The sequence below is a fragment of the Moraxella sp. FZLJ2109 genome (genome assembly GCF_024296965.1).
Classification (GTDB): domain Bacteria; phylum Pseudomonadota; class Gammaproteobacteria; order Pseudomonadales; family Moraxellaceae; genus Moraxella.
Window position 1 is genome coordinate 2,056,013 of sequence record NZ_CP101112.1, and the last position, 15,227, is coordinate 2,071,239.

The 15,227-nt window shown below is 47.0% G+C and carries 12 protein-coding genes; 7 read left to right on the plus strand and 5 right to left on the minus strand.

Annotation, left to right across the window (positions count from 1 at the left end; genetic code table 11):
• The first annotated feature begins 25 nt into the window (after positions 1-25).
• The 7 genes from ftsY (at position 26) to NKU06_RS09785 (ending at position 7,894) form a co-directional block, all read left to right on the plus strand.
• A complete protein-coding gene (gene ftsY, locus NKU06_RS09755) occupies positions 26-967 on the plus strand; it encodes a signal recognition particle-docking protein FtsY (RefSeq protein WP_254730520.1) in 942 nt (313 codons plus the stop codon).
• A gap of 58 nt (positions 968-1,025) precedes the next feature.
• Entirely contained in the window at positions 1,026-1,574 is a 549-nt protein-coding gene (locus NKU06_RS09760) for a methylated-DNA--[protein]-cysteine S-methyltransferase (protein WP_254730521.1), read from the plus strand.
• 139 nt (positions 1,575-1,713) lie between these two features.
• Entirely contained in the window at positions 1,714-2,742 is a 1,029-nt protein-coding gene (locus tag NKU06_RS09765; RefSeq protein ID WP_253223506.1) for a quinone-dependent dihydroorotate dehydrogenase, read from the plus strand.
• Between the two features lie 12 nt (positions 2,743-2,754).
• Positions 2,755-3,264 (plus strand): CvpA family protein, encoded by a 510-nt coding sequence (locus NKU06_RS09770; protein WP_254730523.1) that lies wholly within the window; start codon positions 2,755-2,757, stop codon positions 3,262-3,264.
• Positions 3,265-3,357: 93 nt separating this feature from the next.
• On the plus strand, positions 3,358-4,887 hold the full coding sequence (gene purF / locus NKU06_RS09775) for an amidophosphoribosyltransferase (protein WP_253223508.1): 1,530 nt from the start codon (positions 3,358-3,360) through the stop codon (positions 4,885-4,887).
• Between the two features lie 97 nt (positions 4,888-4,984).
• On the plus strand, positions 4,985-6,544 hold the full coding sequence (gene gpmI, locus NKU06_RS09780; RefSeq protein WP_254730525.1) for a 2,3-bisphosphoglycerate-independent phosphoglycerate mutase: 1,560 nt from the start codon (positions 4,985-4,987) through the stop codon (positions 6,542-6,544).
• A gap of 30 nt (positions 6,545-6,574) precedes the next feature.
• Positions 6,575-7,894 (plus strand): S41 family peptidase, encoded by a 1,320-nt coding sequence (locus NKU06_RS09785; RefSeq protein WP_254730528.1) that lies wholly within the window; start codon positions 6,575-6,577, stop codon positions 7,892-7,894.
• An 88-nt stretch (positions 7,895-7,982) separates the two neighbouring features.
• Here NKU06_RS09785 and NKU06_RS09790 read toward each other — a convergent pair whose 3' ends face one another.
• From NKU06_RS09790 to NKU06_RS09810, 5 genes are all read right to left on the minus strand, one after another.
• Positions 7,983-8,906 (minus strand): IS3 family transposase, encoded by a 924-nt coding sequence (locus tag NKU06_RS09790; protein WP_371928037.1) that lies wholly within the window; start codon positions 8,904-8,906, stop codon positions 7,983-7,985.
• Complete coding sequence (locus NKU06_RS09795; protein WP_254729162.1) at positions 8,882-9,406, minus strand: helix-turn-helix domain-containing protein; 525 nt, start codon at positions 9,404-9,406, stop codon at positions 8,882-8,884. The genes NKU06_RS09790 and NKU06_RS09795 overlap by 25 nt, the downstream gene beginning before the upstream one ends.
• A gap of 77 nt (positions 9,407-9,483) precedes the next feature.
• On the minus strand, positions 9,484-13,071 hold the full coding sequence (gene putA / locus NKU06_RS09800) for a bifunctional proline dehydrogenase/L-glutamate gamma-semialdehyde dehydrogenase PutA (protein ID WP_254730534.1): 3,588 nt from the start codon (positions 13,069-13,071) through the stop codon (positions 9,484-9,486).
• Positions 13,072-13,316: 245 nt separating this feature from the next.
• Entirely contained in the window at positions 13,317-14,372 is a 1,056-nt protein-coding gene (locus NKU06_RS09805; protein ID WP_253223529.1) for a L,D-transpeptidase family protein, read from the minus strand.
• Between the two features lie 22 nt (positions 14,373-14,394).
• Positions 14,395-15,084 carry an SIMPL domain-containing protein gene (locus NKU06_RS09810; protein ID WP_254730538.1) on the minus strand — a complete coding sequence of 230 codons (690 nt, stop codon included), beginning with the start codon at positions 15,082-15,084 and terminating at the stop codon, positions 14,395-14,397.
• Between the last annotated feature and the right edge of the window lie 143 nt (positions 15,085-15,227).

The window sequence follows — 15,227 nt, forward strand, 5'->3', positions numbered from 1 at the left end:
AAAAATTTCATACAAAAGGCGAATTATGAGCGAAAACGAACAAGGCGGCTGGTTTGCTCGCATGAAAGCAGGGCTTGCTAAGTCGAGCAAAAATCTGTCCGAAGGCTTGGTGAATGTACTGGTCGGTGGTAAAGAGATTGATGATGAGCTGTTAGAAGAAGTTGAAGATCAGTTGCTTGTCGCGGACATCGGCGTCAATGCCACCAATCGCATTATTAAGAATCTGACCGAGCAGACCGCGCGCGGTGATTTGATTTATTCGCATTCGCTGTACAAGGCGCTAAAGTCTGAATTACACGATATTCTTGCGCCCAAGGTGCATCCGCTTGATATTGACACCGAGAAGAAGCCTTATGTGATCTTGATGGTCGGTGTCAATGGCGTGGGCAAAACCACCACCATCGGTAAGCTTGCCAAGCGCCTACAAAAACAAGGCAAATCAGTCATGCTGGCAGCGGGCGACACTTTCCGTGCTGCTGCGACCGAGCAGCTGCAGATTTGGGGTGAGCGAAACGGCATTCCTGTCATCGCCCAAGGCCATGGTTCGGACAGTGCATCGGTGATTTTTGATGCCATGCAATCGGCACGCGCCAAGGGCATTGATGTCTTGATCGCTGATACCGCAGGGCGCTTGCAGAATAAATCGCATCTGATGCAAGAGCTTGAAAAAGTCGTGCGCGTGATGAAAAAAGCCGATGAGACTGCGCCACATGAGACGATGATCGTGCTGGACGCTGGCACGGGTCAAAACGCCATCAATCAAGTGCAGGTATTCTCTGAAGCGGTGAATATCACAGGCATCAGCATCACCAAGCTTGATGGCACAGCCAAAGGCGGCGTGGTGTTTAACATCGCTCAAAATACCGATATCCCAATCCGCTTTATTGGCGTGGGCGAAGGCATTGATGATTTGCAGCCATTTGAACCCAAAGAATTTGTCGATGCACTGCTAGAAAAAGATGAATAACTGACAAAAAGCATTGCCGTATTTGGTGATGCTTTTTATTTTTAATTGATAATAAAATATGATGACAAAACCCATCAGCACCACCTACCAACCACCATTTGGCTTACCAAACCTTAAGCTGACTGTACTGAATCAGCATCTGATTGCGCTTGATTGGTATGATGATAAGACCAATAAGCTGCTTGATAAAATTATGCCCAATCACACGGCAGATGATGTATTGATACCACAAGAAAGTCTTGATAAAGCGGATGCAAATCATGCGGTGTTATTAAACTGTATTGCACAATTGGATGGGTATTTTGCAGGATCAAGAACGCAGTTTGAGCTGCCGCTTGATTTGTCCTTTGGTACGCCATTTCAGCAAAGTGTCTGGCAGGCTTTATGTCACATTCCCCACGGACAGACCATCAGCTACGCTGCGCTTGCCCAAAGTATCGGCAAGCCTACCGCCTTTCGCGCCTGCGCCAATGCCAATGGCAAAAACCCCATCAGTATCATCATTCCGTGCCATCGTGTGATCGCAAGTGATGGTGGCTTGGGTGGTTATACGGGCGGTACATGGATCAAAAAACTACTGCTTGAACACGAAATGCATCAGTTTTAATAAAGCAGCGCGCCCACACAAATCCTTGATGTTTGCCAATCTGTAAATTTACTAAGAATTTGCTTAAATTTTTGGGATGTTGTGCTATAATTAGGCGAAATTTTTTCTCTTAACTTCAATTCTTAACAAAGGTGTGCCTATGTCTTATGCATTGCTTCGTCCGATTCTATTTAGTATGGATCCAGAGCAGGCACACGAGACCACCTTAGAATTGCTCGAAAAAGCCGATCGCGCCAATCTGCTGGGCTTTGGCTATGGTAAGCAGGCATTGCCGACCACTTGCATGGGTGTACAGCTATTGAACCCCGTGGGACTTGCTGCAGGTCTGGATAAGAATGGCGCGTATATCGATGCCTTATCAGAATTGGGCTTTGGCTTTTTGGAAGTCGGTACGGTCACGCCGATGCCACAAGCGGGCAATGATAAGCCGCGGCTATTTCGCATAAAAGAAGCAGGCGCGATCATCAACCGCATGGGCTTTAATAATGATGGCGTCGATCAGATGATTGCCAATATCGAACGCGCGCGTTATAAAGGCGTGCTTGGTATCAATATTGGCAAAAATGCCATCACTCCTGTTGAAAATGCGCTCGATGACTATATCTATTGTCTTGAGCGCGTCTATCCTTATGCAAGTTATATCACCATCAATATCTCAAGCCCAAATACCAAAAACTTGCGCGATCTACAAAGTGCCGATGCGTTGGCGCAGCTACTTGATGGCATCAAAAATTGCCAAATGAAACTTGCCAACAGCTATGGTTTTTATGTGCCGATCGCACTGAAAATCGCTCCAGATCTTGACCTTGAGCAAGTTGATGAGATTGCACAGACGGTGCTTGATTTTGAGATTGATGGTTTGATCGCGACCAACACCACTTTGTCGCGCACGGGCGTGGAAAGCTATCGCTTCGCTGATGAAGCAGGTGGTCTGTCAGGTCGTCCTGTTAATCACCAAAGTACTTTGATTTTGACTGAGTTTGCCAAGCGGATTGGCGATCAGATTGATTTGATCGGCGTGGGCGGTATTGACAGCGGTGAGCTTGCACTGAAGAAAATCCAAGCAGGTGCAAAAGCCGTGCAGCTGTATTCAGGCTTGATCTATCGTGGTCCGTCACTGATCAGCGATTGTGTGCACAGCATTGCAAGCCATGAGCAGTCGCAATAATCGAGCGTATCAATGAACGGATTGGATATTGCCATTAGTCTTGTGGTCTTTGTCGGATTGTGGCGTGGCTTTAGTGCAGGCGCGATTAAGACTTTGGCATCTATGGTGTCGTGGCTTTTGGCGCTGATTTTGGCATCGAAATTTGCCGATGATTTTGCGATCTTTTTTACCAGTGTCATTGATAATCCAATTTTACAAATTGCTTTGGCTTTTGTGTCTATCATGGTGGCGGTGGTCGTCATCGTCGGCATGGTGGCAGGCGTGATTGCCAAAAGCCTAAAAGTGCTTAAGCTTGGCTTTATCGATCGTATGGCAGGTGCGCTATTGGGTGCGATGACTGGCGTGCTAAAGGTGCTGATTGTGCTAAGTGTCGCCGCGCCGCTACTTGCTAAGACAGTACTGTGGCAAAATTCGGTACTCTCGCCTGCACTATTACCTTATGCACCCGTGGCAAAAACCTTATTACAAGAAGCTTTTGGCGAGACTTATAAACAGCTTGAAAACCCTTATCAAAATCAATAAAAATCGCTTGAATTTGATAAGTTTGACAATTTATTAATTAAGATTTATTTGATAAATTATCTTAAAACTCATTATCAATAACTTGGAGCAACTATGTGTGGCGTAATCGGTATCATGGCGCATGAACCTGTCAATCAAATGCTGTATGATGGTCTAACCATGCTTCAGCACCGCGGTCAGGATGCGGCAGGCATTGTCACCCTAAAAGACAATCGCCTATACCTGCGTAAAGACAATGGCATGGTGCGTGATGTGTTTATGAATAAGCACATGGTGCGCTTGGTGGGTAATTGCGGCATCGGTCATGTGCGCTATCCGACAGCAGGCACATCCAGCACTGCTGAAGCGCAGCCTTTGTATGTCAACTCGCCATATGGCATCGCTTTGGCGCATAATGGCAACTTGACCAATGCCGATAAGCTTGCGCGCGAGCTGTACGAAGAAGACCGTCGCCATCTGAATACTCAGTCTGATTCTGAAGTATTACTCAATATTTTCGCCCATGAATTGCAAAAATTCACCAAGACTTCACTTGAGCCGAGTGATATTTTTGAAGCGCTAAAAAAAGTCTATAAACGCTGCGATGGCGCATATGGTGTGGTGGCATTGATCACGGGTCATGGCATGGTGGCGTTTCGCGATCCTAATGGCATTCGTCCGTTGATTTATGGCCGCCGCTTGACCGAAAAAGGTGTCGAGTACATGGTGGCTTCAGAGTCAGTAGCGCTACAGGCTCTAGGCTTTGAAGTCATTCGCGATGTTGCACCAGGTGAAGCGATTTTTATTGATTTAAATCACAGCATCCACACGCATCAGTGCGTCGAGATCAAAGAAGGTCAGTACACGCCTTGTATCTTTGAATATGTGTATTTTGCGCGTCCTGATTCGATCATTGATAATATCTCAGTGCATAAGGCGCGTATGCGTATGGGTGAGAAATTGGCAGAGCAGATTTTGCGTGAATGGGGTGAAGATCACGGCATTGATGTGGTGATTCCGATTCCTGATACTTCGCGTAATTCTGCGCTTGAGCTTGCGCATCATTTGAATGTCAAATACCGCGAAGGCTTTAACAAAAACCGCTACATCGGCCGCACCTTTATTATGCCAGGTCAGCAGCAGCGCAAAAAAAGCGTACGCCAAAAGCTGAACGCCGTATCGCTAGAATTTAAAAACAAAAATGTCCTACTGGTTGATGACTCGATTGTTCGCGGTACGACTTGTCATGAGATCATTCAGATGGCACGCGATGCAGGTGCGAAGAATGTCTTTTTTGCATCAGCTGCACCCCCTGTGATGTATCCGAATGTCTATGGCATCGATATGCCAGTGCGCAGTGAGCTGATTTCATCGGGTCGCAGTGTCGAAGAAGTGCGCGAGATTATCGGTGCTGATCGCTTGATTTTCCAAGATCTTGATGATCTGATCGAAGCAGTGAATGATACCAAGCACAGCCGCGTGCATGGTTTTGACTGCTCGGTATTTGATGGTAAATACATCGCAGGTAAGATCGACGAAGCGTATCTGACCGAGCTACAGAACAAGCGCAACGATGCTGCCAAAGACAAGGGCGTATCACTGGTCGATACCCCTGTGGATATGACAGGCGTCTCAGCGGTCTAATCACTACAAAAGCACTCAATGTATTTGGGTGCTTTTTTGTGCTATAATGCCCAAAATTCATTTGCCAATTGGTACAATAGACAAATCGGAGTAAGTCATGACCCAAAATAAAAAAATCCCCCATGTACTGATGATTCTAGACGGTGTTGGTCATCGTGAAGATCCGCGAGATAATGCGGTGCTTGCAGCGAATACACCGAATTTGGATCAGCTTACCGCCACTTGTCCTAATGGTCTGATTTCAGGCTCGGGCATGGATGTGGGCTTGCCTGATGGTCAATTTGGCAACTCTGAAGTCGGTCATATGAACCTTGGTGCAGGTCGCATTCTGTTCCAAGATTCGACGCGTATCATGAATGATATTGACTCTGGCGAATTTTTTAAAAATCCTACATTGACAGCAGCAGTACAGGCGACCTTGGATAATGAAGGCGCGGTGCATATCTTAGGCTTATTATCTGATGGCGGTGTACACGCACACATTGATCATATCAAGGCGATGGCAAAGCTTGCCCTAAGCCAAGGCGCGATGCAGGTCTTTGTCCATGCTTTCTTGGATGGTCGCGATACGCCGCCACAATCAGCAGAAGGTTATGTAGCTGATCTTGAAAATTATTTTGAACAAATCAATGCAGAATTTGATGGCGATGCCAAAATCGCAAGCGTCATTGGTCGTTTTTATGCGATGGATCGCGATAAGCGATGGGATCGTGTCGAAGCCTGCTTTGAGCTATTGACCGAAGGCAAATCAGTGCGCACGGCAAGCTCAGCCCTTGAAGCGATTGGGCTTGCTTATGCAGAAGGTGAGACCGATGAGTTCGTCCAAGCGACTTTCATTGAAGAAGATGGCGTGGTCTGTGATAATGACGGCGTGATTTTTATGAATTTCCGTGCTGACCGCGCGCGTGAGATTAGCCTTGCCTTTGTTGATGCTGAGTTTGATGGCTTTGATCGCCACATCGTGCCTGAGCTATCGGCATTTGTCATGCTGACCAAATACTCTGATGAGCTTGAAAACAACCCAAAAACCAGCATTGCGTATTATCCAACGAGTCTTGCCAATACTTTGGGCGAATATCTACAAAACCTTGGCAAGACACAGCTGCGCATCGCTGAGACCGAGAAATACGCCCATGTTACTTTCTTCTTTAGTGGTGGTCGCGAAGAGCTGTACGATGGCGAAGACCGCATTTTGGTCAATAGCCCTGATGTCAAGACCTATGACCTTAAGCCTGAGATGAGCGCGTTTGAAGTCACTGAGAAGCTCAATGCCGCCATCGATTCTGGCAAATATGATGTCTTGATTGTGAATTTCGCTAATGGCGACATGGTGGGGCATTCAGGCGTATTTGATGCGGCGGTCAAGGCGGTAGAAGCGGTGGATGCTTGTATTGGTGAAGTTGTCAAGCATGTGCGCGCGGCAAATGGTCATCTGCTGATTACCGCTGACCACGGTAACTGCGAGCAAATGCAGGATTATGAAAGCGGACAAGTACATACACAGCACACCACTGAGCTTGTGCCGTTCATCTATGTTGGCGATAAAGATGTCAGCGTGCGCGATGGTGGCAAGCTGTGTGATGTCTCACCGACCATTTTGCATTTGATGGGTATTGATAAGCCAAGCGAGATGACGGGCGAAAGCTTGCTTGTCTGAGTCAAACTGATGTTTCATCAAGGATTTTTCATGCCAAGAGTTAAAATGACACATCCGCTGATGGCAGCGATGATGTGCCTTGGATTGATGGGTGGTGCGGTCTTATACGCGCACGCAGCTGATACACCAGAAGTGGATACACAAGCGGTGGTATCGACTGACGCGCCTGAAAGCTCAGCGGATACACCATCTTTAGAAGTGCTGGAGACACGCCCAAATCCTTTGTACGGTATCGAAGGCTTGCACCAAGGGCGCGTGCCACTTGCTGCCATCAGCCCAAATACACTCAAGACCTTCGTACAAGCGATCGACATGATGCGCCGCGAATATGTCGAGCCTGTCAATGATGAAGTGCTGATGTATCACGCGATTAACGGCATGCTAAGCCGCATTGATCGTAATGCTGAGTATCTGGACGCCACCGCCTTTGCCAATCTGCAATCATTCACCAGTGGCAATGTTGCAAGTATCGGCGTGGAAGCGGTGTGGCAGCCTGCTGATGTGCATTGGGTTGTGACCAAAGTCGCTGCCGATTCACCTGCCAAATATGAAGGCATCACGGTTGGTGATTACCTGCATCAGATTGGTGATGTCAAGCTGACTCAAAGCCACAGCGAAAATGATGTCGCGCAGCTTTTGAGTGGTATTGCGGGTACGAATGTTGAGATCACTTATTCTAAGGCGGGACGGTCTAAGCGCACGGTAATTTTGATGCGCAACCAAATGCAGCACAGTGCAATCGAAGTGGTGATGCGCGATGGTATCGCGGTGATCAAATTGCCTGTATTCCAAAATAACACACGCCAAGATATCCTTGATCATATCAATAAAATCGGCACACCGATTCATGGTGTGGTGCTGGATTTGCGTAACAATCCAGGTGGTGTTCTGGATGCGGCGGTCGATGTGGCGTCTTTATTCATGAAAAAGAAAGTCGTCACCCAAGTTGAGAACCGAAACGGTATCGAGCGCGTGCTTGAAACACAAGGCTCGGCAATGTTTGAAAACCTGCCTGTCATCGTGCTACAAAATCGCTATTCAGCATCAGCATCTGAAGTCTTAGCAAGTGCCTTACAAAACTATGATCGCTCGCTTGTTGTTGGCGAGACAAGCTACGGCAAGGGTTCGGTGCAGTCAGTGATTCCGATTGGTAACAACCAAGCGATCAAGCTAACCACCGCGCATTACCTAACCCCAAAAGGTAAAAAAATCGATCGCGTCGGTGTCGTGCCCGATGTCAGCTTTGAGAACACACCTGATGGTAGCGGTGTGGATTGGCTACAATTGGCACTGAATCTGATGCAACAAGGGCGCTTGCCTGCAGGAGAAGGACTGAGCTTTAAGCAGTAGTTTATTAAGCTCAATAAAAAAGCACTCAAGATGATTTGAACCGACCCCCAAATCTTAGACAAAGTTAAGATTAAGGACTAGGTTTAAATTAAGTGGTTTGGTCAAGGACTAAGCGCCTGTATTTTACAGGACTTAGTCCTTTTAGTTTAATCTTTATTCTATCATGATTGTAGTAATGGATGTACTCATCAATCGCTTGTTTAAGCTCATCAATGGAGGTAAATCTTCTTTGATGTTTGTCATGAAAGAAGATTTCTTCTTTTAATGTGCCAAAGAAGCTTTCTATCACCGCATTATCCAAGCAATTGCCCTTTCTTGACATACTTTGAATGATGTTGTTGTCTTTTAAGGTTTGTTGATAATTTTGCATTTGGTAGTGCCAGCCTTGATCTGAATGCAGAATCAATTGTGGTTTGCTGCTATCGTTGCCAGCATTATCATCTGCTTGCAGTCGCTTTAGTGCCTGATCAAGCATCTTGGCAACCAAGCCATAATTTGGGCTACTGTGCATCTGATAGCTAACAATTTCTCCATTAAACAAATCCATGATGGGAGACAAGTAAAGCTTTTTGACATTACCTTGTTTATCCAACACTTTAAACTCAGTGACATCAGTCGCCCATTTTTGGTTGGGTCGATCTGCTTTAAAATCACGCTTGAGTACATTATCAGCGATTTTACCCACCTTACCCTGATAAGCACTAAATCTGCGTTTAGAGCGAATCCGTGCTTTCAGTCCCATTTGGTTCATCAGTCGCCACACTTTTTTATGATTGATGACAAAGCCTAACTGTTTTAAGGCAAGGGTGATTCTGCGATAGCCATATCTGCCTTGATGGGTGTGATATATCTTTTTGATTGCATCTTTGATGTCTTGATGTTTATCCTTTTGCTTGAATTGCTTTAAGTGATAATAAAAGGTTGCTTTGGCAACACCAAGATAAGTCAGTAATTGTTTTAATGGATAAATCTGCCTTAGCTCGTCAATCACTGTGATTTTATTGATGATGATTTGCTTTTTCTTTGCTGACGCTCCAAGGCTTCTAACTTTTTTAAGATGTCATTCTCCATGCGTAAGTGTTGTAATTCAGCAATCAATTCAGCATGGGTCTTTTGTTCATCAAGTTTGGATGTTTGGCTTGCTTTGCTGGTCTTTAGCATAGATTGCCTGCCTTTGGGTTTAGGAGTCAGTCCCATGATACCATGAGTTTGATAAGCTTTTAACCATTGAAACAGTACACTTGGGTTACTGATATTTAATTCAATCGCCAAAGTGCGTATGGATTTACCAGCAAGTAGTTGTAATACTGCAGTGTGTTTGAATTCTGGTGAATAACTAGCTTTGCTCTTTCTGATACGAATACCATCAACACCATGAGTTTGGTAGAGTCTCACCCAGTTTTGGACAATAGAGCGTTTAATACCAAAAGAGTTGGCTGTGTTGTGGTAACTATGTCCTGTTAAATAATGATCAATGACTTCAAGTTTAAAGTCAATTGTGTATTTGGTCATAAAAACACCCCAAAGGTTGTCTAACTTTTGGGGTGCGGTTCATCAAGAGTGCATTTTTTATATTTCAGTGTAAATAATTACGCTGATGCCATCAAGCTTGCGTTACCACCTGCAGCAGTGGTGTTGTAGCTTTGGCTGACTTCGTGGTACAGACGGGTGAAGTCCAGACCGTTGGTCGCATCGATCACGCGGCGAATCGCACCGTCCAAGCCTGCTAGACGCACTTGCTCGTCGCATGGCATGGCTGATAGGGCGATGATGATGTCGTTGTTGTCAGCAGCTGGTTGCTCGACGACTTCTAGTACACCTTGTAGTTCGTTTACATAATCCGCCAAAGCGTGTGCAGGGCAAACTTGCGCGCGTGTACCATTGACAGCAAGCTGTGCTAAGGCTGCGATGCTTTGTGCTTTATCACCGCCGTAGATGGCGACTGATTTTGGTGCGTGCCATGATAGGGTGTTGGCTTCACCCGTTGGGCCTGCTAGGGTGCTGACACCGTGATTAAGCGAAGTTGCACGCGCGGTTTTGACGGCAGCATCAAAGGCGGCTTGCTCATTGCTGTTTAGACCAAGCTTGGCAGCAACTGCTGATACTTTGGCTAGAGCGGCTTCGTTAATCTCTGCAGCTTTATCCAGTGCTGGCGTATTCCAAGTACTAAGCTTGCTTAGGCGCTGTAGATAGAATGGACCACCAGCTTTCGGGCCTGTACCACTCATCGCATGGCCACCGAATGGTTGTACGCCAACGACTGCGCCTACGATGTTGCGGTTGATATACACATTACCTGCTTCGATATGGCTTGCAATATGCTCGATGGTGTTGTCGATGCGGCTGTGGATACCATGAGTCAGCGCAAAGCCTTTTTTGTTGATATTATCAATCAAATCATCCAGTTCATGCGCTGCAAAGCGAACCACATGAAGCACGGGGCCGAAGACTTCTTTTTTCAGCTGTGATAGGTCTTTTAGCTCAAACATAATCGGCGCAACAAAAGTTGAGCTTGGTGCATCAGACTTGATTGCCACTTCGTGATATGGCGCGATTTGTTTTAGGTTGTTGATGTGGTTAAGCAAGTTTTCTTGTGCTTCAGCATCAATCACAGGGCCGACATCGGTTGCCAGTGCTGCAGGATTATTCACCACCAACTCATCCATCGCACCTTTGATCATCTCAACCATGTGATCGGCGATGTCTTCTTGGACACATAGGATGCGCAGGGCTGAGCAGCGCTGACCTGCTGAGTCGAATGCTGATGCCAAGACATCCAGGCACACTTGCTCAGGCAGTGCGGTGCTATCGACGATCATCGCGTTCATGCCGCCAGTTTCAGCGATCAAGACCGGATTGTCAGAGCGCGCAGCCAATAGCTTATTGATACGCTTAGCGACATCGGTTGAACCTGTGAAAATCACACCGTCAATACGCTCATCTGAAGTCAATGCCGCGCCGACATCACCTGCACCCAGTACCAGTTGTAGAGCATTGGCAGGTACGCCCGCTTCATGCAGCCATGAGACGGCTAGGTGAGCGATTAGGCTGGTTTGTTCAGCTGGCTTAGCTACGACGGTATTACCAGCGGCTAGGGCAGAGACCACTTCACCGACGAAGATTGCCAATGGGAAGTTCCATGGGCTGATCGCCACGACTGTACCCACAGGGCTGTTTAGGTTCAAGCGTTCGGTTTCGTCGGCATAATAACGGCAAAAATCCACCGCTTCACGCACTTCAGCAATTGAGTTTAGTAGTGTCTTACCTGCTTCGCGTACCGCAACCATCATCAATAGCGCCATGCGAGTTGGCTCTTCCATCAAATCAGCAAAGCGGCGCAAGATGACAGCGCGCTCAGCAGGGCTGGCTGCTTGCCAAGTGCTTTGGGCGTCGATGGCAGCAGTGATGACATTTGGCACACTGGCAGCGTCGATGAACGAGACTTGACCGACGATGTCGCGATGATCGGCAGGGTTTTGTACCGCGTGGGCAGCTTGGCTTGTGATACTGACTGTGGTCAATGATGCGGCATTGAACTCAATCTGTGCAGCAGCTTGCATATTGGTCTGTAGCTGAGCCAGTACATGCTCATTTGATAGATCCAGACCGTTTGAGTTGTCGCGCTCACCAAGGATACGGCGTGGTGCTGGGGTCAGTGGGTTTGGCGTGATACCAGTTGCGCTAACCACATCAATCGGTGATTCGATCAGTTCATCAATGCTGACATCTTCATCGACGATGCGATTGACAAATGATGAGTTCGCGCCATTTTCAAGTAGGCGGCGCACCAAGTAGGCAAGCAGTGTCTTGTGCGTGCCGACTGGTGCATAGATACGCACGCGACGACCCAAGTTCTTCTCGCCAACCACTTGGTCATACAGTGTCTCACCCATGCCATGCAAGCACTGGAATTCAAATTCTTTATCCTTGCCCATCTCATAGATGGTGGCTAGGCTTTGTGCGTTGTGCGTTGCAAATTGTGGGAAGATCGCATCTTGTGCTGCCAATAGCTTCTTGGCGCAAGCAAGATATGACACATCGGTGTGTACTTTGCGCGTATAAACTGGATAGCCATCCATGCCATCGACTTGCGCCCATTTGATTTCGCTGTCCCAATATGCACCCTTAACTAGACGAATCATGAGTTTTTGGTTGTTGCGACGAGCAAGGTCAATTAGAAAATCAATCACATAAGGGCAGCGTTTTTGGTAAGCTTGCACTACAAAGCCGATACCGTTAAAACCTGCCAAATCAGGATCAGATACCAAGCTTTCCATCAAATCAAGTGATAGCTCCAGACGGTTGGCTTCTTCGGCGTCGATGTTTAGACCGATGTTATACTCTTTAGCCAGCATATATAGTGCTTTTAGGCGTGGTAATAGCTCAGTCATCACACGCTCATGCTGCGCGCGGAAATAGCGTGGGTGGATGGCTGATAGCTTGACTGAAATACCATTGCCATCATATACGCCGCGACCTGCTGCATCTTTACCGATGGCGTGAATGGCGGTGACATAGTCTTGGTAGTAGCGATCGGCATCTTCTTGGGTCATTGCCGCTTCGCCCAGCATATCAAAGCTGAAACGATAGCCCGATTTCTCGCGCTCTTTACCATTAGCAAGTGCTTCGGTGATGGTCTGACCTGTGACAAATTGCTTGCCAAGGATTTTCATCGCATGATTCACGCCTGCGCGGATGAATGGCGCACCGCCTTTTTGTAGGACGCGCGTCAAGGCAGAACCTAGACCACCCTCATTGGTAGGCTGTGTCAATTTGCCAGTCAATACCAAGCCCCAAGCTGCCGCATTAACGAACATCGATGGGCTATTGCCCACATGGCCCTTCCAGTCACCATCAGCAAGTTTGTCTTGGATTAAGCGGTCGCGTGTCGCAGTATCTGGAATGCGAAGTAGCGACTCAGCAAGACACATCAATGCCACACCTTCTTCACTCGATAGTGAAAATTCTTGCATCAGTGCATCCACGCCTGATGACTTACTGCGGTCGGCACGAACTTGGGTAATTAGGCGGCGCGCAAGGGCATTGATGTCTTGTTTTTGCGCATCATCAAACTGCAATGTAGCAAGCAGATTACTGACCGCAGTCACTTCATCCAAGCGATAAGCAGAAGTGATGGCGTCGCGTAGGGGGCTTTGGGGTTGGGTGAATTGGAACATGATTCATCCTTCATAAAAAAGTACAGCAAGGCAATAAAATTGCAACCAAAATAAAACAATTCATTATAACATTGAAAACAATATTAATCTATGAAAATCAGTTAAGTGAAAGCGATGACAAATAACCATCACCGTGATTACTTGGCTGGTCCGTTCAGCTCATACACAAGGCAAATTTATAAAACAGCACAAAAAAGCCCATTCATAATGAACGGGCTTTGGGCTTTGGGCTTGGGATTGGTCAATCAGCGGATTTCGACTTCTGCGCCTTGGCTGATCAATGGATACAGCTCCATCACATCCCAGTTGGTCAAGCGGATACAGCCGACGGTTGATAGGCGTGTGACCACTTCAGGAATGGCTGAGCCGTGAATGCCGCAGCTTGTCTTGTCCAGACCCATCCATGCCACACCGACAGGACTGTTCGGACCTGCTGGTAGCACATAGGTTTTGGTGACGCCTTTTTCGTCTTTGACGGTAGCTTTATAAGTTGGCATTTCTACTTTTGTGCCAAGCTTGAATTTGCCTGTCGGTGCTGCGGTTTGGCTGTTACCAACGACGGTCGGATAAGTGGCGACAAGCTTATTATCGCTATAAGCGAACAAGGTGTTTTCAGCCTTATCAGCGACCACGCGCGTCACTTTGGTGTTCAGTGGCTTGCCAGTATTGATCACTGTGATGGTCTCGCCTGCCACGAACTTTTTGTTTGGATTGATTTTTTTGATATAAGCAACATCCATGTGGAATCGCTCGCCTAGCATCTCGATGATGTTTTCATAATACAAGCCCTTCAGCTTGGCGCGTGATGCTGCATCTTCAGGCAGCTGCTTGGCATATGGGCCTGCGACATCGTCATCGGTCAGCGTGTAGGACACAAGCACAGGTTGATCTTTTGGCGCGCCTGCGATCAGCGCATCCCAAGTCGCTTGGTTCATTTTGCCAGTGACTTCCAAGCCTTTGATTTTTTGAAAATTGATCAGTGCTTTTTTGCTGTTATTACCCCAACCGCCATCGATCGCGCCAGGTGATGCGTGATTCCAGTCAAGCAATGCTTGCATTTTTACCGTCATCGCGGTATTGACATTCATGTTCGGCGACCACACCGCTTCATTGACCTGCTGTGCATAGTCGGTCAATTCCAGTGCCGAGACACGCTTACCGTCTTTGGTGATGGCATTGCTGGTGCTTGTGGTTGGCAGAATCACTTCGCCGCCGATGATGTCGCCATCAAGGCTTGCGTGCGCGCTACCAAAAGCAAGTGCGCCAGTCAGTGCCAGCGCTAAAGGTTTGATCATTTTCATACTTACATCTCAAAAAGTACACTTATTTTATCAATTCAATGGTGCCATTGGCATTATAAGTCAAGGTGGTATTGCCTGCTTCGAAGTTTTGCGCTTCGACACCATCGCTTAAAGTTTTCATGCTTGACATCGCCATTATAGGGCGCGGATAGTAGCTGTTACTGCCGCCCAGATTGACATTGACGATCTTATAATCGCTTGCGCCAAAGGCATGGCTGATGGTCTTGGCTTCATCGCTAAAACGCTGAATCGCTTCTAGCTGTAGGCGTTTTTCTTCACTGTCACGCAGCTTTTGTGACACGCCGAAGCTTAGGTTATCCATCACCATCGTTTCTTGTAGATCGGCAATCAGCTGACTGGCTTTCTCAAAATTTTGGCTCTTAAGATCCAATGTCACCGAGCCCGTAAAACCGATCAGCTTATTTTTATTATCATAACGCGGATAAGTATTTTGGCGACCTGTCGTTACGGTCACTTCAGGATAGCGTTTGGCGATTTGTAAGGCGGCATTGACACTGCGGTTGAGTTCATTGGCGATGTCGCGCGCGGCAGATGCTTGTGCGGTTTTGGTCAGGCTTGCACGAATCTCATCGTTCGTGATCTCGCTTTTGACTTCACTATTGAAGCTTACGCGGTTGTATTCTTCGGCGATCGCAGCCGTGCTTGCCAATAATGATACACCCATCAATAAACTTTTGGTTAAGTTTTTCATCATAGCGCTCCTTTTGTTTGTGTGAATGATAATGGCATTATAAAGCCAAATCGCTCAGCCATTGTAACAGAATATGTCAAAAACTGTATATTTATCGTAGAAACGCGTAAATCAGCTTGTATCAAAGTTGTAAAAGGTGATTT

What these genes read in the sequence shown, in the direction of transcription:
- NKU06_RS09760 (WP_254730521.1), top strand. Translation starts at nt 1,026, where the DNA reads ATGATGACAAAACCCATCAGCACCACCTACCAACCACCATTTGGCTTA.
- gpmI (WP_254730525.1), top strand. Translation starts at nt 4,985, where the DNA reads ATGACCCAAAATAAAAAAATCCCCCATGTACTGATGATTCTAGACGGT.
- NKU06_RS09810 (WP_254730538.1), bottom strand. Translation starts at nt 15,084, where the DNA reads ATGAAAAACTTAACCAAAAGTTTATTGATGGGTGTATCATTATTGGCA.
- purF (WP_253223508.1), top strand. Translation starts at nt 3,358, where the DNA reads ATGTGTGGCGTAATCGGTATCATGGCGCATGAACCTGTCAATCAAATG.
- NKU06_RS09795 (WP_254729162.1), bottom strand. Translation starts at nt 9,406, where the DNA reads ATGACCAAATACACAATTGACTTTAAACTTGAAGTCATTGATCATTAT.
- NKU06_RS09785 (WP_254730528.1), top strand. Translation starts at nt 6,575, where the DNA reads ATGCCAAGAGTTAAAATGACACATCCGCTGATGGCAGCGATGATGTGC.
- putA (WP_254730534.1), bottom strand. Translation starts at nt 13,071, where the DNA reads ATGTTCCAATTCACCCAACCCCAAAGCCCCCTACGCGACGCCATCACT.
- NKU06_RS09765 (WP_253223506.1), top strand. Translation starts at nt 1,714, where the DNA reads ATGTCTTATGCATTGCTTCGTCCGATTCTATTTAGTATGGATCCAGAG.
- ftsY (WP_254730520.1), top strand. Translation starts at nt 26, where the DNA reads ATGAGCGAAAACGAACAAGGCGGCTGGTTTGCTCGCATGAAAGCAGGG.
- NKU06_RS09770 (WP_254730523.1), top strand. Translation starts at nt 2,755, where the DNA reads ATGAACGGATTGGATATTGCCATTAGTCTTGTGGTCTTTGTCGGATTG.
- NKU06_RS09805 (WP_253223529.1), bottom strand. Translation starts at nt 14,372, where the DNA reads ATGAAAATGATCAAACCTTTAGCGCTGGCACTGACTGGCGCACTTGCT.